Consider the following 21,820-nt stretch of genomic DNA (forward strand, 5'->3'; position numbering starts at 1 on the left):
TTTAAATTAACAAGGTTCAAAATTAGTAAATAGAATTCACTTCTCTATCAATAGCACTTGGGTTAGTGAAATTTATAGGAAATATACCATCTTTGTTTATATAATTACTTTGTTGCCAGATAACAAGTTAAGAAGGGAAGTTGTTTCTGTATTTTTGACATTTTTGGATGAATTTTTAATATTTGTTTAGCCTTATAGCACGCATATAAATATTACTTTTGCGCTTTCTTAAAAAAAATGATTCCTATGCAGCAGCAATTACTACCTCCCAGTTTAAAAAAAGTGCCTAAAGAATTAACTATGCACGGGGATACTAGGGTAGATCCTTATTATTGGTTAAACGATAGGGAGGACCCGGAGGTAGTTGCATATTTGGAGCAGGAAAATGCCTATTACGAATCGCTTACTGCGCATACCAACGACTTAAAGGAGGAGTTGTTCCAGGAAATGAAAGCAAGAATTAAGGAAGATGACTCTTCTGTACCCTATAAGTATAATGGGTACTGGTATTCTACTCGTTTTGAGGTTGGCAAGGAATACCCCATTTTTGCAAGAAGGTTCGAAATAGAGGACGCCCCGGAGGAAATAATGGTGGACTGTAATAGTATGGCCCAAGGGTTTGATTATTTTAATTTAGGCGGACTATCTGTAAGTCCTAACAATAAGTTGGCGGTTTTTGGAATCGATACTGTATCTAGAAGACAGTACACTTTACACTTTAAGGACTTGGAAACGGGGGAATTACTTCCCGATAAAATAGAAAATACTACTGGAGGTGCCGTTTGGGCCAATGATAATAAAACCGTTTTCTACACTCAAAAGGATCCGGTTACGCTGCGGTCAAATAATATATACAAGCATATTCTGGGTACACCTGCGGAAGAAGACAAACTAGTCTTTCATGAAGAGGACGATACCTTTACCACTTTTGTATATAAAACAAAATCCAGAAAGTTTATTGTTATTGGCTCTTCTAGTACGCTCACTTCGGAATTCCAGATTTTAAATGCGGACCATGCGGAGGGAGACTTTCAAATTTTTTCCAAAAGAATTAGGGGATTGGAGTATTCTATAGCGCATTACCATAATGACTTTTATATCCTTACCAATAAGGATGACGCCACTAACTTTAAGGTAATGAGAACCTCTGATAATCAAACCGAATCTGATCATTGGCAAGAGTTTATACCGCATCGTGAAGAGGTATTATTGGAGGATATAGAGATATTTAAGGATTACTATGTGCTTTCTGAGCGGGAAAATGGCTTAAACCTTATAAAAATTGTAAAATGGGATGGTACGGACAGTTACTATTTACCCTTTAATGATGAAACCTATACTGCCTATGTAGGTGCCAATCCCGATTTTAATACAGAAATACTTAGATATGGTTATAATTCCATGACCACTCCTAGTTCTGTTATCGATTTTAATATGCGGACCAAGGAAAGCGTTATTAAAAAGGAGCAAGAAGTATTGGGCGGTAAATTTAATAAGGAAAATTATATTTCTAAAAGGATTTGGGCAACAGCCTCGGATGGGGTTAAGGTCCCAATTTCGCTAGTATACCATAAAGATACAAAGTTAGATGGTAAGAGTCCATTATTGCAATATGCTTATGGAGCTTATGGCTACACCATTGACCCTTATTTTTCAACAGTACGATTAAGCCTGCTGGATAGAGGGTTTATTTATGCTATTACCCATGTAAGGGGAGGGGAGTATCTTGGCAGGAAATGGTATGAAGACGGTAGACTCTTGCAGAAAATGAACACTTTTACAGATTTTATAGATTGTTCTAAATACCTAATAGAGAAAAAATTTACTAGTCCGGCACATTTATATGCTATGGGAGGCTCTGCTGGTGGACTTTTAATGGGCGCAGTGATAAATTTAGCCCCTGAAATTTATAATGGTGTTATTTCCGCAGTACCTTTTGTTGACGTGTTAACAACTATGCTAGACGATTCTATTCCATTGACGACAGGGGAATATGATGAATGGGGGAATCCCAATGAAAAGGAATATTATGATTATATGAAAAAGTATTCTCCATATGATAATGTGGTAGAACAAGGATATCCTAATATGCTTGTTACAACGGGACTGCATGACTCTCAGGTGCAGTATTTTGAACCAGCTAAATGGGTAGCAAGAATTAGGGAACTCAAAAAAGATAAAAATATATTATTGTTCAACATTAACATGGAGGCTGGTCATGGCGGGGCTTCCGGGCGGTTTGAATCCCTACGTGAAGTAGCAAAAGAATATGCGTTTTTATTAGATTTGGAGCAAAATAAATCAAAAATCGAAAAAAAAGGTTAATTTTGTGCTATAAATATTGGCGAAAAATCACTAAGTCAATAAGTTCTAACCCTAGAAAATATCTATGGAACATAAGATAAATGCTTATAACAACCTCCTAGAACTTATAGGAAACACCCCATTAATCAAACTTAATAAAGTAGCTGCACCTCTAACTGGTAATTTTTATGCCAAGGTAGAAGGCTTTAATCCTGGGCACTCTGCTAAGGATCGAATTGCAATTCACATCATTGAAGAGGCAGAACGTAGGGGAATATTAAAGAAAGGAAGTACTATTATAGAAACTACATCTGGAAATACCGGCTTTAGTATTGCCATGATTAGTATCATTAAAGGGTATGACTGTATTTTGGCAGTTAGCTCTAAGTCTTCACAAGACAAAATTGATATGTTGAGGTCTATGGGAGCCAAAGTGTATGTTTGTCCTGCTCACGTAAGTGCAGATGATCCTAGGTCCTATTATGAGGTCGCTAAAAGATTGCACGAGGAAACAGAAGGCTCCATTTATATAAATCAATATTTTAATGAGCTTAATGCAGATGCTCATTATCATAGTACTGGACCAGAAATTTGGGATCAGACCAATGGGCATATTACTCACTTTATTGCCTGTAGTGGTACTGGAGGTACTATATCGGGGACTGCCAAATATCTAAAAGAACAAAATCCCGAAATTCGTGTCATAGGTGTTGATGCCTATGGATCTGTATTAAAAAAATATCACGAAACAGGAGAATTGGATAATAATGAAATCTATCCTTACCGAATTGAAGGTTTGGGGAAAAATTTAATTCCTACTGCTACTAATTTTAAAATAATTGATGAGTTTGTAAAAGTTACGGACGAGGAAAGTGCGCATACTGCCCGTGAGATATCTAGATCAGAAGGGATTTTTGTGGGTTACACCAGTGGTGCGGTTATGCAGGCGGTAAAGCAATTGAATGAGTTAGGGGAATTTGATGAAAATAGCAACGTAGTGGTTATTTTTCCTGATCATGGGTCTCGATACATGAGTAAAATATATAGTGACCAATGGATGGCAGATCAAGGATTCTTTGACACAAAAAATATAGAAGAGCCACAAAAAATAGAGTTTATAAAATAGAAAGTACATTGTTATTAACAATTTAAAAAGCAACGGTGGCTCAATCGTTGCTTTTGAGATATGAATGTGAGTTAAAAACATTTACTTTTGCACTAACAATCAAACCAATCTAGATGAGAGATTTATTTGAAAGAATTATTGAAAATAAAGGACCATTAGGGAAATGGGCCTCGCAAGCGGAAGGATATTTTGTTTTTCCAAAATTAGAAGGACCTATCTCTAATAGAATGAAATTCCAAGGTAAAGAAGTTATTACTTGGAGCATCAATGATTATTTGGGGCTTGCAAATTTACCGGAAGTGAAGAAGGTAGATGGAGAAACTGCGTTGGAATATGGAGCTGCATTCCCAATGGGAGCCAGAATGATGTCTGGACATACCGAGTTTCATGAGCAATTAGAACAAGAACTGGCTGCATTTGTGCAGAAAGAGTCTGCTTATTTATTGAATTTTGGTTATCAGGGAATGGTTTCGGCCATTGATGCTTTGGTTTCTAAAGACGATATAATCGTTTATGACGTTGATTCTCATGCCTGTATTATAGATGGCGTTCGCTTACACATGGGCAAGCGTTTTACCTTTAAGCACAACGACATGGAAAGCTTGGAGAAAAACCTTGAACGTGCCGTAAAAATGGCTGAACAGACCGGGGGAGGGATTTTAGTGATCTCCGAAGGCGTATTTGGTATGAGAGGAGAACAAGGTAAACTTAAGGAAATTGTAGCGCTAAAAGAAAAATATAACTTTAGGCTATTTGTTGATGATGCTCATGGTTTTGGTACTTTGGGAGCTACAGGAGCAGGGGCTGGAGAAGAGCAAGGCATACAAGACGGTATAGATGTGTACTTTGCAACTTTCGCCAAATCTATGGCCGGTATTGGTGCTTTCTTAGCCGCTGATGCAGAAATCATAGATTATCTAAAATATAACCTTCGTTCTCAAATGTTTGCTAAATCATTGCCTATGATTTACGTGAAAGGAGCCTTGAAACGTTTAGATATGTTGCGCACTCAACCAGAGTTGAAAGCTAAACTATGGGAGAACGTAAACGCCTTACAAAACGGACTAAAGGATAGAGGTTTTGATATAGGTACTACCACTAGTTGTGTTACCCCTGTATATCTTAACGGAAGTATTCCGGAAGCAATGGCCTTAGTGAAGGACTTAAGGGAAAACTTTGGAATATTTTGTTCTATTGTAGTATATCCTGTTATCCCAAAAGGAATGATACTTCTAAGAATGATTCCTACCGCAACCCACACTTTACAAGATGTGTCCGAAACTTTGGAAGCGTTTTCAGTAATTAGAGAGCGATTGCAAAATGGAACCTATAAGAGATTATCTGCCGCAGTTTCTGCAGCAATGGGAGAATAAAATTATATTTTAATACTATTAAAAGCCAACTTAAGCAATAAGGTTGGCTTTTTTTTTGTTTTTAGAAAATCTAAGCTGATTATTTAAAAAAAAATATAGGACAGAAGAGACCTGGTTTTAAAGATTATTTCAACCACTTTCACTAGTCCCCTCTTTTAAGTAGACGGCCGATGTCAGGGACGTACAACGCACACTAATCTTTATACTAACGAAAGCTCCGCTTTAACTTGTCTTCCGCGGATAAAGGAGTATTGATTCGCGTTTTAAATAGCATATTAGCTAAAGTTCGTTTTCTCGGGCCTGCCGGAGGGACGGGCTCCATACTCAAATCGCACTACTCAATACCAATCTTAATACTAACTACGTTGAACTGAATACTAGACTTAAAGGTCCTTTCTGAAAGTACTTCTTTTTTTATAGACCTTTGGATCAAAATGCTTCCATAATTGCCGGATAGCTACATTATCTTCCAATTCGGGAGTCCGTATACAGGTTTCAATCCCTTTTTCCGTAAACGTCTTATGGTATTCATTAAATATAACGGCGGTTACTCCTTTGTTCTGGTATTCCGGATGCACTCCAATTAGATAAAACATTACTTCCTTGCTATTTCGCTTTGCATTTAGCAAATGGTACCATCCAAAGGGGAATAATTTTCCCTTTGCTTTTTGCAAAGCTTTGGAAAATGAAGGCATTACAATACCAAAGGCTATCAATTTGTCGTCTTTATCTAGTACAAATTTTATATATTCTGGATTAATAAATGAGATATATTTTTTCTTAAAATAGTCCTTTTGCAGGTCTGTCATAGGAACGAAAGAGGAGAGTTTGGAATAGCTTTCATTAAACAGATCGAACATCTGGTCCACCATGGGCATTACTTCTTCGGTGGAAGTAAAATTCAGTTCCTTAACACCATAGCGTTGTTTTACCAGGGCGTTTGCCTTTTTAAAAAATTTGGGGTCGGCATTACTGAAAGGAAATATACTTTCTAAATACCCTTTTTCTTTTACAAATCCAAAACGCTCAAAATGCTTTGCATAATAGGGATAATTATACCAGGTGATCATGGTTCCAATATGATCGAACCCTTCAGTTAGCACGCCAACCTTATCCATATTGGAAAATCCTACAGGGCCTTCCATATACAATAGCTTGTGTTGTCTACCAATTTCGACCACCTTATTGAACATGGTCTCACTAACTTCGTAATCGTCTATAAAATCGAACCAGCCGAAGCGCATTTTTTTTACATTTTGGCGGTTTATTTCGATGTTGTTTATTATAGCAGCCACACGTCCCACGATCTTATTGTCCTTATATGCCAAGAAAAACCACGCTTCGGCATCTTTAAAGACAGGGTTTTTGGTTTTATCAAAAGAGGCCATCTCATCACTAATAATTGGTGGTACCCAATAAGGGGAATCCTTGTAGAGTGCAAATGGAAATTTAACGAAATCCCTTAAACCAGACTTATTTGTTACTTCTTTTAACGTGACCATACTTTTGCGTTTGTATGCTCAATATTAGGGATATTATCTAATAGGAAAAAGTGGATGGATGTATTTTTAAAAATCAATTTCACTATTGGTAACTTTTTTATCTTTTTTACTTTTTTTCTTACTCTTTTTTAGCATATCCTTCTTCCTAATTGGCCCTCCGTTCCCATTGGGGTCTTGGTCTGATATCGCCTTTATTTTATCTTGATGCATATCTAACCTATAGGACATACCCATGCCACCAAATATTCTACTTGGTGTATCTTTAAAGCTAGCTCCAAAATTTAGGTCTACTTGCATATTATTCCCTAAGAGGTGTGCCACTCCACCACGTAGTAGGGCATCAGCGTATCGGTCACTTTTTATACCTTGATTTTCTATAAAAACACTCCATTTAGGATTGTTAAGAGCATGGGAAAGCGAGATGGTATAATTCCATTCAGGAAATTCGGTTCCTATACGATCATAAGCAATATTAGAAATTAGTTCCATTCTGGAAGTAATTTTGTTTTGTGTGACGATCATCACTCTTGGAGAAATTATTTTTTCGTCACGATAAAAAGGGTTGTCCCCCAAAACGAAATTTGCTCCCGCGTAAATAGATATCGCAGGAATAAGGTTTTTAACCCTAAATTTATTGTTAGCTTTCCAACTATATAAGTTTGGCTTATTATTTTCCGAATTCCTAAAAGGATCAAAAATCAAAAATTTAAGGCCTAAACGGTTCCTAGAGAAGTCAGAATTTGTTATTTCTACACCTGTATTTAAATAAGTTTTATTTTGATGATCAAAAGTACCCTCATAATTTATTTCCAACGTTTCAAAGAACAGACCGTATCGTAAGGAAATATCTGCTCCTAATAAATTAGACTCCGTAGCTAGTCTGGAATGGTCTCGTTGCTCAAATCCCGCGCCAAACTCCGCTTGTAGAACATTGGTACCCACGGAATAAGCGCTTACAGAAAGACCAGGTCTGTTAGAGTTTATTATCTCAGTATATTGCGATAAACCACAGAAAGGAATGGAAACAAAAGCAACAATAAACAGAAGATTTAATTGTTTCAAAGAACCATAATATGTCATAGGTACTATATTTATTATTATTTTAAGACATTTGACTTATTAATACAACGCTATAATTGTATTTTTGATATATATTCTGATGTAAAATTAGTTAACAAATATGGGTTTTTTAAAAACGCTGCTAATAATAATCCTGGTATACTATGCGCTTAAGTTTTTAGCGAAATGGTTAGGCCCAATACTGTTTAGGTACGCTGCAAAAAAGACGGAAAAATATTTTAAGGAAAAATTTAATGGTTTTCCCGGGCCCGACCAAAACGAAGCGTCTCACATAGGAGATGTAATTATAGATAAGAGACCAAAAAAGCAAAGAAAACCCTCTAATAAAGTCGGGGAATACATTGATTTTGAGGAAATTGAATAACCATTTACCAATTATTAGCCATGAGAAACGGTCTTAGAGCCTTTTTTATCCATTTTTTTGTTACCCTATTTTTTATCATTGTAGCTCTTGCCTATTTCCATCCCGTTTTACAAGGGAAGGTGATAGAACAATCCGATATAGTTCAGTTTACGGGAATGGCAAAGGAACAGAACGATTTTAGGAAAAATACCGGAGAGGAGCCTTATTGGACCAATAGTGCATTTGGAGGTATGCCCACCTATCAATTAGGAGCCTATTACCCACATGATTACGTTTATAAATTAGACAGGATTATCCGGTTCTTACCAAGACCGGCAGACTATTTATTTATATATTTAATCGGATTTTATATTTTATTATGCTGCCTTAAGGTAGATTATAAACTAGCGGTTTTAGGGGCACTGGCCTTTGGGTTTTCTACCTACATGATTATAATTCTTGGGGTAGGCCATAATGCCAAAGCCCATGCTATAGGGTATATGCCGATGCTTTTGGGCGGAATTATATTGGTCTTCAGAAAGAAATATTTATGGGGCTTTTTGCTTACCGCCATTGCCATGGCGCTAGAAGTTGGGGCCAATCACTACCAGATGACATATTATTTTATGTTATTGGTGCTAGTACTCGGGGCGGTTTATTTAGTAGATGCCATTAAGAAAAAGCAACTACAACATTTTGGAAAATCGGTAGGGTTACTCTTAATAGCTGTTCTTTTGGGTGTAGCGGCAAATGCAACCAGCCTTTTGGCTACAAAAGAATATGCGGATTGGAGCACTAGGGGTAAATCTGAACTTACCATTGACCCACAAGGGAATCCGGTAGAAAAAGGATCTGGTTTAGACAGGGAATATATAACCCAATATAGTTACGGGATAGCAGAATCCCTTAATTTATTCGTACCCAGACTCTTTGGGGGGTCCAATAGTGAAGATTTGGGTACCAAATCTGAAACGTATAGCTATTTAACGGAAAATGGAATCCCCAGAAACAAGGCCTTGGAATTTTCAAAAGGACTGCCATTATATTGGGGAGATCAACCTATTGTTGCTGCACCAGCCTATATTGGGGCAGTTGTGTTTTTCCTTTTTGTTTTGGGATTGTTTTTAGTTCGTGGAAAGGTGAAATGGTGGCTCCTAGGGGGCACAATAATGGCTTTATTCTTGTCTTGGGGTAAAAATTTTGGATTATTGACCAATTTAATGATCGATTATTTTCCGCTATACAATAAATTTAGGGCGGTTTCTTCCATCCAAGTTATTTTAGAACTGTGCGTGCCAGTGTTGGCGATTTTAGCTTTGGTCGCACTTTTTAATAACAAAGAGAACGACTCTAAAAAATTAAAGGCATTAAAAACCTCCGTTTTTATTGCTTTAGGGCTAGGGATTTTTTTACTGCTCATAAAAGGACTATTCACGTTTACAGGTCAAAGTGACGAAACATTAAGACAATATTATGGGGATGATATATTAGCCCTTATAAAAGCCGATCGAAAATCCGTCTATAATTCCGATATATTTAGATCCTTAATATTTATTGGGTTGGCTGCCGTGGTTATCTGGTTCTTCTTAAAAGGTAAATTAAAGCAGCAGCTCGTCATAATTTTAATTGGGCTTTTAGTTGTTTTCGATTTGGTAGGTGTGGCAAAGCGTTATGTAAACGAGGAAGATTTTGTAGCGAAGCGTAGGATGTCCGAACCTTTTCAGGAGACCGAATTTGACAGACAGATTGCCCAAGATCCAGGAATATTCAGAGTATACGATCCTAATGAGGGAATTAATGGGGCTAGGACTTCTTATTTTCATCAGTCAATTGGTGGGTACCATGCTGCCAAGCCTGCCGGACTGGAAGATTTATTCAAATACCATATATATAAGGGTAAAATAGGGGTCCTGAGTATGCTTAACGTAAAATACGTGGTGCAACAAGATGAGGAGGGTGTAAGCTATCCTGCCCAAAATCCGGATGCCAATGGTAACGCTTGGTTTGTAGATCAATTGATACCTGTACAAAATGCCAATGAGGAAATTATGGCATTGGATACCATGAATCTAAAGCGCAGTGCAGTATTCAATAGCGCTAAAATTGCTCACAAAAATCAAAAACTTAGGCTAGATTCTATAGCAAATATAGAATTAACAAACTATAGCCCTAATCACCTGACCTATAGGTCGCAGAACTCCAACCCGGGGGTGGCAGTTTTCTCGGAAATGTATTATCCACATGGATGGGATGCGTATATAGATGGAGAACTGACCAATCACTTTAAAGTGAATTATGTGCTAAGAGCATTGGAAGTTCCTGCAGGAGAACATACGATAGAATTTAAATTTCAACCAGAAATAGTACAAATTGGTTCCTCGATTACCATGGCAACCTCTATTATTATCGGATTAATCTTAATTATAGGGGTGGGATATGGCTTTAGGACATCGGGAAATAACACAACCGACTAATGCAAAAGGTCCTTATTATTACATATTATTGGCCTCCTGCAGGGGGACCAGGAGTACAGCGTTGGTTGAAATTTGTAAAGTATCTTCCCCATTATAATGTGGAGCCAATTGTTTACGCTCCTGAAAACCCTAATTATCCCATTACAGATGACTCCTTCGAAAATGGAATTCCTGGGAGAGTGAAGGTTTACAAGCAGAAAATATTTGAACCTTATGGATTGGCGCGTATTTTTTCAAAAAGAAAGACCAAGCAGATCAGTTCAGGTATTATTACCACCAAGGATCAGACTCTTCTAGAAAAATTAATGCTGTGGGTTAGGGGCAACCTTTTTATTCCCGATGCTAGAAAGTTTTGGATTAGGCCTTCCGTAAACTTTTTGTCTCGATTGATAGAAAAGGAAAAAATTGGAACTATTATCACAACTGGACCACCACACAGTGTTCATTTAATTGGACAGCAATTAAAAAAACAAGTAAAAGTACAGTGGATAGCAGATTTTAGGGACCCATGGACCTCTATTGGGTATCACGATAAGCTAATGCTTACAACAGCATCAAAGAAAAAGCATAAGCAATTGGAGCATATGGTGCTAAACGAGGCGGATAAAATTATTGTGACCAGTAATACCACGAAATTAGAATTTTCTCAGTTGACCGAGAAGCCGATTACTGTGATAACCAATGGCTTTGATACCTATGACGAAGAACCTGTCCCTTTAGATGCTACTTTTACAATATCCCATATAGGATCCCTGCTCTCTGGAAGGGATCCATTACATTTATGGCAAGCTTTATCAGAATTAGTGGCAGAAAACGAAGCTTTTAAAAAGAGTTTGCGATTAAAATTAGCCGGAGTAGTCAGTAGTGATGTCCTAGAAAGTATAAAATCTTTTGGATTAGAACCGTATTTAGATCTGCTTGGTTATCTTACCCATAAAGAAGCTATGTCACTGCAAAGAAGTTCACAAGTCCTATTGCTATTAGAAATAGATAGTATAGCTACCAAGGGAATTATTCCTGGAAAGGTATTCGAGTATATGGCCGCTAAAAGACCTATTCTAGGGGTAGGTCCAAAAGATTGGGAAGTTGCGACCTTAATTGAGGCTTCCAATACGGGAAAAACTTTGGAATATCAGCAGTTTAAAGAAATTAAGGATATCTTGTGGCATTGGTTTTTACAATTTAAAAAAGGGGAGTTGGCCCTGCCACATTCAAAAACGGAACAGTATCACAGAAAGGAACTTACCTCTAAATTAGCCAAGTATATAGGGAAATGGGAATAGTTTTAAAACAATCTTTAAACAATACCTTAATCACCTATTTTGGTTTTATAATAGGAGGAACCAATTTACTTTTTCTATATACCCGATTTTTAACAGATGAATATTTCGGTCTTGTTAATGTAATTCTATCGGCTTCAGCAGTTTTAATGCCACTGTTGGCTTTTGGGGTTCCCAATACTCTGGTAAAATACTTTACGGGTTTCCAAGAGGGTAGGAGTAGGGATTCCTTCTTAACGCTTATGATACTCTTGCCTTTAGCTTTGATAGTTCCGTTAGCACTTATTTCCCAATTAGCCAATGAGACCATTGGCAACTTTCTATCGAAAGAAAATCCCGTGGTAAAGGGTTATGTATGGCATATATTTCTAATTGGCTTGGCAATGGCCTATTTTGAGGTGTTCTATGCATGGGCCAAAGTGAAGATGAGATCGGTTTTTGGGAATTTTATGAAAGAGGTCTTTAGCAGAATTATCATAACTATCCTATTGTTACTGATTTATGTTGATGTTATTTCGGTAGTGTCGTTTCTTAATGCCCTTGTATTACTATATCTTTTTAGGACCTTAATAATGATGGGCTATGCCCTAAAACTTCAAGGCTTTAAGCCAAACCTAAAGCTTCCTAGCAATACCAGGGAAATGGTAAGCTATAGTGCATTAATCATTTTAGGAGGCTCAGCGGCCATAGTATTACTGGAGGTAGATAAGGTAATGATTAATCAGTTTATAGAAATAGAAAACGTAGCCTATTATAGTGTTGCGGGTTATATTGCTATCACCATTGCTGTTCCCTCCAGGTCCATGCATAATATTACCTATCCTTTAACTGCAGAAATCCTTCACAATAAAGATACTGTAGGTCTAAAAAGACTGTATCAAAAGAGCTCGCTTACTTTGTTTATAGTATCAGGACTTCTTTTCTTATTGATTATTTTGAACCTTCATGACCTATATGATTTTTTACCGGAAAATTACAGGGGCGGATTTATGATTGTTGTTATCCTAGGCTTAGCTAAAGTGTATGATGCCATTTTGGGAAATAATAATGCTATTCTCTATAATTCTGATTTTTACAAGGCGTTACTGCTGATGGGGGTGTTATTGGCGATTCTGACTATACTATTAAACCTGTGGTTGATCCCAAAATATGGGCTAGATGGCGCAGCAATAGCTAGTTTCTTGGCATTTTTTATTTATAATACCATTAAGTTGATTTATGTAAAGGTTAAATTTGATATTCAACCCATTACCAAGGAAACGGCAAAAGTATTTTTACTTCTATTTGGGATAGCCTTACTTTTATACTTTGTAAAATTTCCATACCCTCCTCTTATCAATATTGGATTAAAAAGTATTCTAATAATTGTGCCGTATGTATTTGTGTTGTACCGGTTTAAAATATCAGATGATGTTTATGGAGTACTATTCAAATACATGGAAAGGTTAAGGGGTAGGAGCTAGATCAAAAAAAACCCGTAGGAACCAATTCCCTACGGGCTAAACAACTAACCAACCTAAAAACTAATTTTATTGATTTCTAGAACTTCTACTTCTACCACTAACTGTAGTGGACTTTCTAACCGAATTAGAAGGCGCTTTATTTACCGACCTAGTGCTTGCATTGTTACTGCTTACTTTTGCACGGCTTGGTGCTGAACTTCTAACTGCCTTGGTGTTACTACTTCGGTTAGAAGAACTACTTCTTACCGCCGTATTACGGGATGTTGAAGTACTACTTGTTTTCCTGACCGATGGTCTGCTCCGGTTTACGGAACTTGTAGCATTACTACTTCTTTTAGCCGTTGTGGTCTTAGGAACATAATTGTTTCCATTATTATTAGATCTGATTTTGGTACTTCTGCTGATGCTACCATTACTATTGCTATCCATTGTGCTGCTCCTAACCGTAGTTGATCTATTGTCCGACTTATTCGCATTATTGGTGCGTGCCGTAGAACTTCTATTAACAGTACGGTTAGGATTATTATTAGAGCGAGCCGTAGAGCTTCTATTTATAGTGCTGTTCCCGTTATTGTTAGAGCGTGATGTAGTACTACTATTTACAGTACGCGTTCCATTGTTGTTAGAACGAGTTGATGTACTTCTAGAACTACCTAAATTGTTCCTTAAGCTTTCGTTTCTGGTATGTACACTTCTAGTATTAGATCCCTGATTACTTTGACGTCTGTAGCCATTATCCCTTACCGCAACTCGATTATCATTTCTGTATACGGATCGTCTTTTTTCGTGCGATTTATGATACTTATACTTGTGTCCTACTTTAGCATAAGACTTACGATAGTTATTGTGATAAGGCCTATAGTAAGTATACCTAATAGGGGTATAATATCTTCTGTAAGGAGTGTTATACACAATATTGAATCCTACTAATGGTCTAGCAAAGTACCTGTGAAAAGGTTTGTACACATATTGCCTATTATAACTATTTATATATCCATTGTGGTGACTATAGTGCCCATAGTTATTATAATAAACATGTAGTCCTCCCAACCTTCTTACTCTATCATTTCGATATTGTATATCTACATCGCCTATTTGGGTTACCCTACCGTAATAATCGTAATAGATGGGTACATTCTCTACCTGAATTACAGCCCCATATTCATCATATTGTACATATGGGTTATAGTCATAACCAGAATTAAAGGTGATATTGGTATGGCCAAAACTTACATTAGCATTTACACCAACCCTGTTGTCGATATAAAAATCGAACTCACCATCTGGATATACTGAAAAGGTGATTCCATTTTCAACAAATATAAAAGAGTCGTTATACCTATAAGTAGTGCTAGTTGCAACCTTATCTTCTGTGATGGCTGCCATAGCACCAGAGCTGCTAAAAACAAGCGCTGTAAAAAGGAGTATTAAGTTTCTCATAATATAAGGTATTAATATAGTTTGTAATTATTTGCGTTCGATTGATATATACCAAACAACATGCCAAACAATCCGATAACCTTATATTATGCTGATTATGAGGTATATAAAATTATTTTAAAGTTTAATATCTCTCATAAAAACCCTGCTTTTAAACTAAACAATTTTTAAAATGGTTGTTTTTTTAATTCAATGTGGCGGTAATTGACTATGCTTTTAAGTTAGTTTGATATTGTGCAATTTCTCTTTTAAATAGCCAGCTGTATAGGACTCTTTATTTTCTGCGACTAGCTCAGGTACGCCCTGAACTATAAGATGTCCTCCTTTTTCCCCTCCTTGCGGGCCTAAGTCTATAATATAATCAGCACATTTTATCATATCCAAATTGTGTTCTATTACTACTATAGAATGGCCTTTTGAAAGTAAGGCATCAAAAGATTTTAATAATTTTTTAATATCGTGAAAATGGAGTCCAGTTGTGGGTTCATCAAATATAAAAAGGGTTTTGTCTTTGGTAGTTCCTTTTACTAAGAATGAAGCTAGTTTTATACGTTGAGCCTCTCCACCTGAAAGGGTAGAAGAGGATTGTCCCAAAGTTACATAACCCAATCCAACGTCTTGAAGTGGCTTTAATTTACTTACTATTTTAGTCTGGCTGTTTTTTTCGAAAAAATCAACCGCATCATCAATGGTCATATTTAGGACATCATCAATATTGGCCTCTTCAAATCTAACTTCTAAGACTTCTTTTTTAAATCTTTTGCCATTACAGGTCTCACATTCTAAATGCACATCGGCCATAAATTGCATTTCGACTGTAATTTCCCCTTCGCCTTTACATTTCTCACATCGGCCACCTTCTACGTTAAAGGAGAAGTGTTTGGGCTGGTATCCTCTTAACTTGCTTAGTTTTTGGGAGGAGAATAGGTTTCGTATATCGTCATAAGCCTTTATATAGGTTACAGGGTTAGACCTAGAAGATCTACCTATGGGATTCTGGTCTACGTATTCTACATTCTTAAGTGTCTCAAAATTGCCATTAATACTGGTGAACTGTCCGGCTTTTTCGCCAAATCCGCCAATTTCTTTAAGGACTAGGGGATATAGTAGTCGTTTTACCAAGGTACTCTTTCCGCTACCGGAAACGCCTGTGATAACGGTCAGTACATTTAATGGGAAAGTAACATCTATATTTTTTAGGTTATTTTCCCGGGCACCTTTAATTTCTATATGGTTTTTAGAAGTCCGTCTTTTCTTTGGAACGGCTATTTCCATAGTTCCATTTAGGTAGGCTGCGGTGAGGGAATCGGATTTGCATATTTCTGCAAGGGTTCCCTGTGCTACAACTTCTCCACCATGGGTTCCGGCTTGGGGACCTATATCGATCACCTCATCTGCGGCTTTCATAATATCCTCATCGTGTTCTACTACAATAACGGTATTACCTAAATCGCGAAGTGCTTTTAGAACTACAATTAAGTTTTCTGTATCCTTTGGGTGTAGTCCAATACTAGGTTCATCTAGAATATACATGGAGCCCACCAAGCTACTTCCTAGAGAGGTAGCAAGATTTATACGCTGACTTTCTCCTCCGGAGAGGGAATTGGATTTCCTATTGAGGGTTAGGTAATTAAGCCCTACATTGTTTAAAAATCCCAGCCTGCTTTCTATTTCCTTAAGTAACCTCGATGCTATTTTTTTATCATTGCTGTCTAGCTTAAGGTCATTGAAAAATTGAATTAAATTTTCTATAGGTAGTTCTACTAGGTCTGAAATAGATTTCCCGGCAACCTTTACATAATCTGTTTCCTTTCTTAAGCGTTTGCCTTTACAAGTGCTACACTTGGTTTTGCCCCTGTACCTGGATAACATAACCCTGTTTTGAATTTTATAGCTCTTTTCCTCTAATTTTTGAAAAAAATTATTTAGGCCGGTAAAATAACTATTCCCTTCCCAAACAAGATCTTTCTGTTCTTGGCTTAACTGGAACCAAGGTTTATGGATGGGGAAATCAAATTTATATGCAGAATTTATTAATTTGTCTCTATGTTTTCCCATGCTTTCTCCTCTCCATGGGTAAATGGCATTTTCGTATACAGAAAGAGAAGTATTAGGAATGACCAATTCTTCGTCTATACCAATTACATCACCATAACCTTCACAAGTAGGACAGGCCCCATAAGGATTATTGAAGCTGAAAAGATGTACGTTTGGCTCCAGAAAAGAAATTCCATCTAACTCAAATTTATTGCTAAAATGGACGGTTTCATCCGTGGTAAGCTCCTGGATAATACACTCGCCTTTACCTTCAAAGAACGCAGTATCAATGGCATTTCCTAATCTATTGTAAAAATCCTCATCATCCTTAAAAATAATTCGATCAACTACTAAATGGAATTCCCTGCCAATTTCTTTTATTTCATCATCTATCCTTATAACTTCTCCCTGATACAATATTCTGGCAAAACCTTGTTTAGAAAATAATTGAAGCGACTTAATAGGATCTCGATCCTCGCTTATTTTTATCGGAGCTAACAGTAATAACTTGGTACCTTCCTCATATGTTTTAATATGTTCTACAACATCGGTAACTGTATGCTTTTTTACTTCCTTTCCTGATACTGGAGAAATAGTCCTGCCAATTCTAGCAAATAATAATTTTAAATAATCATATATCTCTGTGGTAGTCCCAACGGTAGATCTCGGGTTTGTAGAATTCACTTTTTGCTCAATTGCAATGGCGGGTGCTATACCTTTTATATAATCGACTTTAGGTTTATCTAATTTACCTAAGAATTGTCTTGCGTACGAGGATAGGCTTTCTACATATCTACGCTGACCCTCGGCATAAAGGGTATCAAATGCCAAGCTAGACTTCCCAGAACCCGATAGACCGGTTATAACCACTAGTTTATTTCTAGGGATAACTACATCTATATTTTTTAAATTATGGAGCTTGGCTCCTTTAATTATAATGTTATACTTTGGGTTGATATCTTTTAAAGCGATCATACATTTATTTAAGGCTGCAAAGATACAATATGTGTAATTTAATCACTAGTGTTATATGAACTCCATCTACAAACTAAAAAATCGTATTGAAAGGAGGGACTATTTGTGTATTCTATGCGATGGGAGTTGATAGTTTAACTTATAGTTAGGATTACTTTACATAAAATTTACCAGATCGACTTAATTTTTTATATATTTGAACTTCAATAAACACAAAATAGCCTATACGTAACAAAATTACTTTTTATAAAATTTAATGTGCTTTTCCTCCTCTATTAGAGTGGTGATTCTATTGTTAAGCTTAAAAAAAGTAATTAGTATGGAACTATTAATTGAAGATTCAGTATTGGTAAAAAAATATATGCAGGGAAACGAAAGATCCCTGGAAATATTGATAAACCGTCACAATAAGCGCCTAAGTAGCTTTATTTACTCCAAAGTTCAAGACCGAGAGGTTACAGAAGATATTTTTCAGGATACCTTTATAAAAGTTATCAAGACTTTAAAAAAAGGTAATTATAATGAAGAAGGTAAATTTCTACCTTGGGTCATGAGGATATCCCACAACCTTATTATAGATTATTATAGAAAGAGCCAAAGATTGCCCAAATTTGAAGGCAAAAGCGACTTTAATTTTTTCGCTGTTATCAGTGATGATAAATTAGATGTTGAGCGACAGTTGATTAAGGACCAAATAGATTCCGACTTAAGAGTTATTATTAAGGAGTTGCCAGTAGAGCAGCTGGAGGTTTTGGAAATGCGAATTTTCCAAGACATGAGTTTCAAGGAAATATCCGAGAATACCGGAGTAAGTATCAATACTGCATTGGGGAGAATGAGATATGCATTGATCAACCTCCGAAAATTGATTGACAAGTACAATATAGTTTTAACGAATTAATGTGCTGTAAGACTTATTTTTAAGGGGCTTTGGAGGTTATAATGTATATTTTAAACATAAACCAATGCCCCATGGAGAACTTTTACGTTGACGCAAAGGATAACTGTACCCTGATTTCTACATCTTCTTCTAAAATAGAATTTTTATTAAGTTATTCCAAATCGCTTTGTATAATGGAATGCGACGGTGAGCACTTGGAGCAGAATCTCAATTAAAATTAAGCGTCTAAACTACCTACAAGTATTTAGTGATTTTGATCATTAAACACTAAGCTATATTCTTTTGCACCGGCTATTCCCTGCCCGTTGAATTTAGGCGAGCGTCTAAATATTATCGTTAATTATGCGTCCATCTTTCGTGGACTTGCCCTAAGTTAAATTACCATAATGTTTATAAGGGTTTAAAGTAATCCAAAAAATCACATTAAATCTAATTCAGTTATTAGTTTCAAATCATATAATCTATATGTACTCTTTGAGAGTATGTTATTTCTATTTATCCATTCCCATTTTTAATTCAGTACTGTAATAATAGTGGTATAGAAATACCTTTACGATTTTTAATTGCCTTCTTTTTTCCTTTTTAATCCTATCTATACATAAGGTCTATAAGTAAACTAAATACAATGAGTACAATACTACTCTTAGCACATTGCCAACTGCTTATTTTAATAATTATTATAGTGAAAACAATAAAATCGACGTTTGACATCGTTTAATGCGGGTTTTACAACATACTTTTTACACAGCCTTATCATTTATATACTTTTATCCTGTTGTTAGTTCACTAGTACACTATAAGCGTAACGACTTTATAGCCTAGTAGCAAATCAATAGAAGACCAATCTTGAAAAGAAGGCGCTTAACTAACTAAAAAACAAGTAGTATGGAATTGCAAAAAGATGACTCGGTATTAGTAAAAGATTACATTAATGGAAATGAAAAATCTCTTGAAATTTTAATTAACAGACACAACCAACGTATCAGTAGCTTTATTTATTCCAAGGTACTAGACAGGGATGTAACAGAAGATATTTTTCAAGATACCTTTATTAAAGTAATCCGGACTTTAAAAAAAGGCTCTTATAGTGAAGAAGGAAAATTTTTACCTTGGGTAATGAGAATTGCACATAATTTGGTAATAGATCATTTTAGAAGAAACAAAAGAATGCCCAAGTTTGAAGGCAACGAAGATTTTAATATTTTCTCGGTTATAGGTGATGATAAATTAAATGTAGAGAAGCAGTTAATTAAAGATCAAATTGATTCTGATCTAAATAAATTAATTGATGAGTTACCGGAAGATCAAAAGGAGGTTCTATTAATGAGAATTTATAAGGACATGAGTTTTAAGGAAATATCCGAGAACACTGGGGTGAGCATTAATACTGCTTTGGGAAGAATGCGTTACGCGCTAATTAACCTTCGAAAGATTATAGAGAAAAACAATATCGTTTTAACTAATTAACGAAAGCTTTGAACAGCTAGAGCAATATTTCCAATATAGTGGCGTTATCTAATCAAACAATACTATAATCTTATGGAAAAAATTTACTCTGACAACCAAAACAAGTGTAAACTTGCCGCAGCTAGCCAAGAAACTGTGAATTTATTGATGAGCTATTCCAAGTCGTTACAGATTATTGAGTATGATAATATTCAGTTTGAAAATAATCTAAACTAGTTTCAAATTTAAGTAGAAATAACGCATTTTACTATGTAGCTATTTCTCTTGTATATAATTCTGATAAAATACCATTGGTCCATAAATCCAAGGTTCTTTTTAGGAGTAAGGCTTTTAAAAATTGTTTCGTAGCTATAGGTATGCAATATGTTCACCTAAATCTGCCATAGAAATCAGTGATGGCCTTTGGATACATTTCAGATTTCACTTACTACCTGAGATTAGAAGGCACCCAGGTTTGCCATTCCGTTCAGACGGGTGTTAACAGGTTATCGTCAACTTCTATTTGGAGCATTATTTGCTTACCCATGGGCGATTGACTCAGTGACGGATTTATAAAATCCTGCTTATTTGCTGAGTTTTTTGGACTTATAATAAGCATTGAGCACCTCCTTTCTGCCAATAGTTTTGGTTATAATATCCTTTTCTAAATCCCATCCTCTTGCTGGGGAATATTCCCTACCGTACCAAATAATTTGCAAATGAAGGTCGTTCCATAACTCTTTTGGAAATAATCTTTTTGCATCTTTTTCCGTTTGCACAACATTTTTACCGTTAGAAAACCCCCATCTGAACATTAATCTGTGGATATGGGTATCTACCGGAAATGCTGGAATTCCAAAGGCTTGTGCTACTACCACACTAGCCGTCTTATGACCCACAGCTGGAAATTCCTTCAACAATTCTATATCTTTTGGGACAATTCCATCGTACTTTTCTATTAGCATTTTGGACAGCCCATAAATTCCCTTAGCTTTCATTGGGGACAGGCCAACTGGTCTTATGATTTCCCTTATTTCATCAACCGTCATTTTTACCATATCGTAAGGGTTGTCCGCTTTAGCAAATAATAACGGAGTTATCATATTAACCCTTACATCTGTACTTTGTGCCGATAAAAGTACGGCAATGAGTAGTGTATAGGGATCCTTATGGTCTAAGGGTGTGGGAATAGTGGGATAAATCTCCTGTAATGTCTTAATCGTAAAGTCTACTTTTTCTCTTTTAGTCATTAAATGTGTAATTTTATAAAAAATAAGAAATTGGCTATGGATAGACCAATTTCCAAAGTAACAAAATTATTTAAGATACTAATATGAATACATTAAAAGTAGGGGATAAAGTGCCCTCATTTTCGGCTATGGACCAAGATGGAAATACTATTAAACTGTCTGATTATGAAGGAAAGAAATTGATAGTTTTTTTCTATCCCAAAGCAAGTACCCCAGGCTGTACAGCGGAGGCTTGTAATTTAAGGGATAATTATTCGGAACTGCAGGCTCAAGGTTATGAATTATTAGGGGTAAGCGCAGATTCGCAAAAAAGGCAATCGAATTTTAGAAATAAATATGAATTCCCGTTTCCCTTGTTGGCAGATGAGGACCATACCGTCTTAAATATCTTTGGGGTATGGGGTCCAAAACAATTTATGGGAAGGAAATATGACGGCATACATAGAATGACCTTTGTAATAGATGAAAAGGGAATAGTGTCTAAAGTAATAGATAAGGTTAAGACCAAAGACCACGCAGCTCAAATATTATAAAACTCTCGTAAATATATAGACGGTCCAAGAAAGGAATTTATTCCTAATTTTGAACCGTCTGTTTATATTGAAAATTTGTAATTAAACTTTTTCTTTTTTTTCTTTTTCTTCTTCTTCCCTTTCTGTTAGTTCATTTTTTCGGGTGAAAAGTTGCTTCTTTTTTATAATATCGGCTACTCCCTCTGGTAGAACGGATTCCGGATCAAGCTCAAAAGTTGTGTGTGAATTGAAATAGGAGTTCGATATTTGCAGTAAAACGAACAGCATTGGAATTATCTATCGACCTATTAAAG

General features: G+C 36.1%; 17 protein-coding genes. 11 read left to right on the forward strand and 6 right to left on the reverse strand.

What is annotated here, in order from left to right:
- Nucleotides 1-246: 246 nt before the first annotated feature.
- The 3 genes from G466_RS21585 (at nucleotide 247) to G466_RS0107185 (ending at nucleotide 4,803) form a co-directional block, all read left to right on the forward strand.
- Nucleotides 247-2,325 carry a S9 family peptidase gene (locus tag G466_RS21585; RefSeq protein ID WP_034234942.1) on the forward strand — a complete coding sequence of 693 codons (2,079 nt, stop codon included), beginning with the start codon at nucleotides 247-249 and terminating at the stop codon, nucleotides 2,323-2,325.
- A gap of 64 nt (nucleotides 2,326-2,389) precedes the next feature.
- The gene (locus G466_RS0107180) at nucleotides 2,390-3,430 is read left to right on the forward strand and encodes a PLP-dependent cysteine synthase family protein (RefSeq protein WP_026813054.1); all 1,041 of its coding nucleotides are present in this window, start codon (nucleotides 2,390-2,392) and stop codon (nucleotides 3,428-3,430) included.
- A 113-nt stretch (nucleotides 3,431-3,543) separates the two neighbouring features.
- Complete coding sequence (locus G466_RS0107185) at nucleotides 3,544-4,803, forward strand: aminotransferase class I/II-fold pyridoxal phosphate-dependent enzyme (protein ID WP_026813055.1); 1,260 nt, start codon at nucleotides 3,544-3,546, stop codon at nucleotides 4,801-4,803.
- Nucleotides 4,804-5,186: 383 nt separating this feature from the next.
- Here G466_RS0107185 and G466_RS0107190 read toward each other — a convergent pair whose 3' ends face one another.
- Together G466_RS0107190 and G466_RS0107195 are read right to left on the reverse strand one after the other, a co-directional pair.
- Complete coding sequence (locus G466_RS0107190) at nucleotides 5,187-6,305, reverse strand: hypothetical protein (RefSeq protein ID WP_026813056.1); 1,119 nt, start codon at nucleotides 6,303-6,305, stop codon at nucleotides 5,187-5,189.
- 66 nt (nucleotides 6,306-6,371) lie between these two features.
- Nucleotides 6,372-7,385 (reverse strand): transporter, encoded by a 1,014-nt coding sequence (locus tag G466_RS0107195; RefSeq protein WP_034234915.1) that lies wholly within the window; start codon nucleotides 7,383-7,385, stop codon nucleotides 6,372-6,374.
- Nucleotides 7,386-7,485: 100 nt separating this feature from the next.
- Between G466_RS0107195 and G466_RS0107200 the strand changes: the two genes are divergently transcribed.
- From G466_RS0107200 to G466_RS0107215, 4 genes are read left to right on the forward strand one after another with little or no spacing between them, the layout of a single operon-like run.
- Nucleotides 7,486-7,749: a DUF4834 family protein gene (locus tag G466_RS0107200; RefSeq protein ID WP_026813058.1), complete on the forward strand. Its 264-nt coding sequence runs from the start codon at nucleotides 7,486-7,488 to the stop codon at nucleotides 7,747-7,749.
- Between the two features lie 20 nt (nucleotides 7,750-7,769).
- The gene (locus tag G466_RS0107205; protein WP_026813059.1) at nucleotides 7,770-10,202 is read left to right on the forward strand and encodes a YfhO family protein; all 2,433 of its coding nucleotides are present in this window, start codon (nucleotides 7,770-7,772) and stop codon (nucleotides 10,200-10,202) included.
- Nucleotides 10,202-11,485: a glycosyltransferase family 4 protein gene (locus G466_RS0107210; RefSeq protein ID WP_026813060.1), complete on the forward strand. Its 1,284-nt coding sequence runs from the start codon at nucleotides 10,202-10,204 to the stop codon at nucleotides 11,483-11,485. Before G466_RS0107205 ends, G466_RS0107210 begins: the two co-directional genes overlap by 1 nt.
- Nucleotides 11,476-12,945: a lipopolysaccharide biosynthesis protein gene (locus tag G466_RS0107215; protein WP_026813061.1), complete on the forward strand. Its 1,470-nt coding sequence runs from the start codon at nucleotides 11,476-11,478 to the stop codon at nucleotides 12,943-12,945. The genes G466_RS0107210 and G466_RS0107215 overlap by 10 nt, the downstream gene beginning before the upstream one ends.
- A gap of 66 nt (nucleotides 12,946-13,011) precedes the next feature.
- Here G466_RS0107215 and G466_RS0107220 read toward each other — a convergent pair whose 3' ends face one another.
- Together G466_RS0107220 and uvrA are read right to left on the reverse strand one after the other, a co-directional pair.
- Nucleotides 13,012-14,385: a hypothetical protein gene (locus G466_RS0107220; protein ID WP_026813062.1), complete on the reverse strand. Its 1,374-nt coding sequence runs from the start codon at nucleotides 14,383-14,385 to the stop codon at nucleotides 13,012-13,014.
- Nucleotides 14,386-14,601: 216 nt separating this feature from the next.
- Nucleotides 14,602-17,397, reverse strand: a complete 2,796-nt coding sequence (uvrA, locus tag G466_RS0107230) for an excinuclease ABC subunit UvrA (RefSeq protein WP_026813063.1) — start codon at nucleotides 17,395-17,397, stop codon at nucleotides 14,602-14,604.
- 319 nt (nucleotides 17,398-17,716) lie between these two features.
- Between uvrA and G466_RS0107235 the strand changes: the two genes are divergently transcribed.
- From G466_RS0107235 to G466_RS24100, 3 genes are all read left to right on the forward strand, one after another.
- Entirely contained in the window at nucleotides 17,717-18,298 is a 582-nt protein-coding gene (locus G466_RS0107235; RefSeq protein WP_026813064.1) for an RNA polymerase sigma factor, read from the forward strand.
- A gap of 885 nt (nucleotides 18,299-19,183) precedes the next feature.
- Entirely contained in the window at nucleotides 19,184-19,765 is a 582-nt protein-coding gene (locus G466_RS0107240) for an RNA polymerase sigma factor (RefSeq protein ID WP_026813065.1), read from the forward strand.
- Between the two features lie 72 nt (nucleotides 19,766-19,837).
- On the forward strand, nucleotides 19,838-19,981 hold the full coding sequence (locus G466_RS24100; RefSeq protein ID WP_169720740.1) for a hypothetical protein: 144 nt from the start codon (nucleotides 19,838-19,840) through the stop codon (nucleotides 19,979-19,981).
- Nucleotides 19,982-20,328: 347 nt separating this feature from the next.
- Here G466_RS24100 and G466_RS0107245 read toward each other — a convergent pair whose 3' ends face one another.
- Nucleotides 20,329-20,994, reverse strand: coding sequence for an endonuclease III domain-containing protein (locus G466_RS0107245; protein WP_026813066.1), 666 nt, complete (start codon nucleotides 20,992-20,994; stop codon nucleotides 20,329-20,331).
- Between the two features lie 83 nt (nucleotides 20,995-21,077).
- Here G466_RS0107245 and bcp point away from each other — a divergent pair, with 83 nt between their 5' ends.
- Complete coding sequence (gene bcp, locus G466_RS0107250; protein WP_026813067.1) at nucleotides 21,078-21,527, forward strand: thioredoxin-dependent thiol peroxidase; 450 nt, start codon at nucleotides 21,078-21,080, stop codon at nucleotides 21,525-21,527.
- A gap of 81 nt (nucleotides 21,528-21,608) precedes the next feature.
- Here bcp and G466_RS0107255 read toward each other — a convergent pair whose 3' ends face one another.
- On the reverse strand, nucleotides 21,609-21,794 hold the full coding sequence (locus G466_RS0107255) for a hypothetical protein (protein WP_026813068.1): 186 nt from the start codon (nucleotides 21,792-21,794) through the stop codon (nucleotides 21,609-21,611).
- Nucleotides 21,795-21,820: the final 26 nt, after the last annotated feature.

Source organism: Arenibacter certesii DSM 19833 (assembly GCF_000429545.1).
GTDB classification, from domain to species: domain Bacteria; phylum Bacteroidota; class Bacteroidia; order Flavobacteriales; family Flavobacteriaceae; genus Arenibacter; species Arenibacter certesii.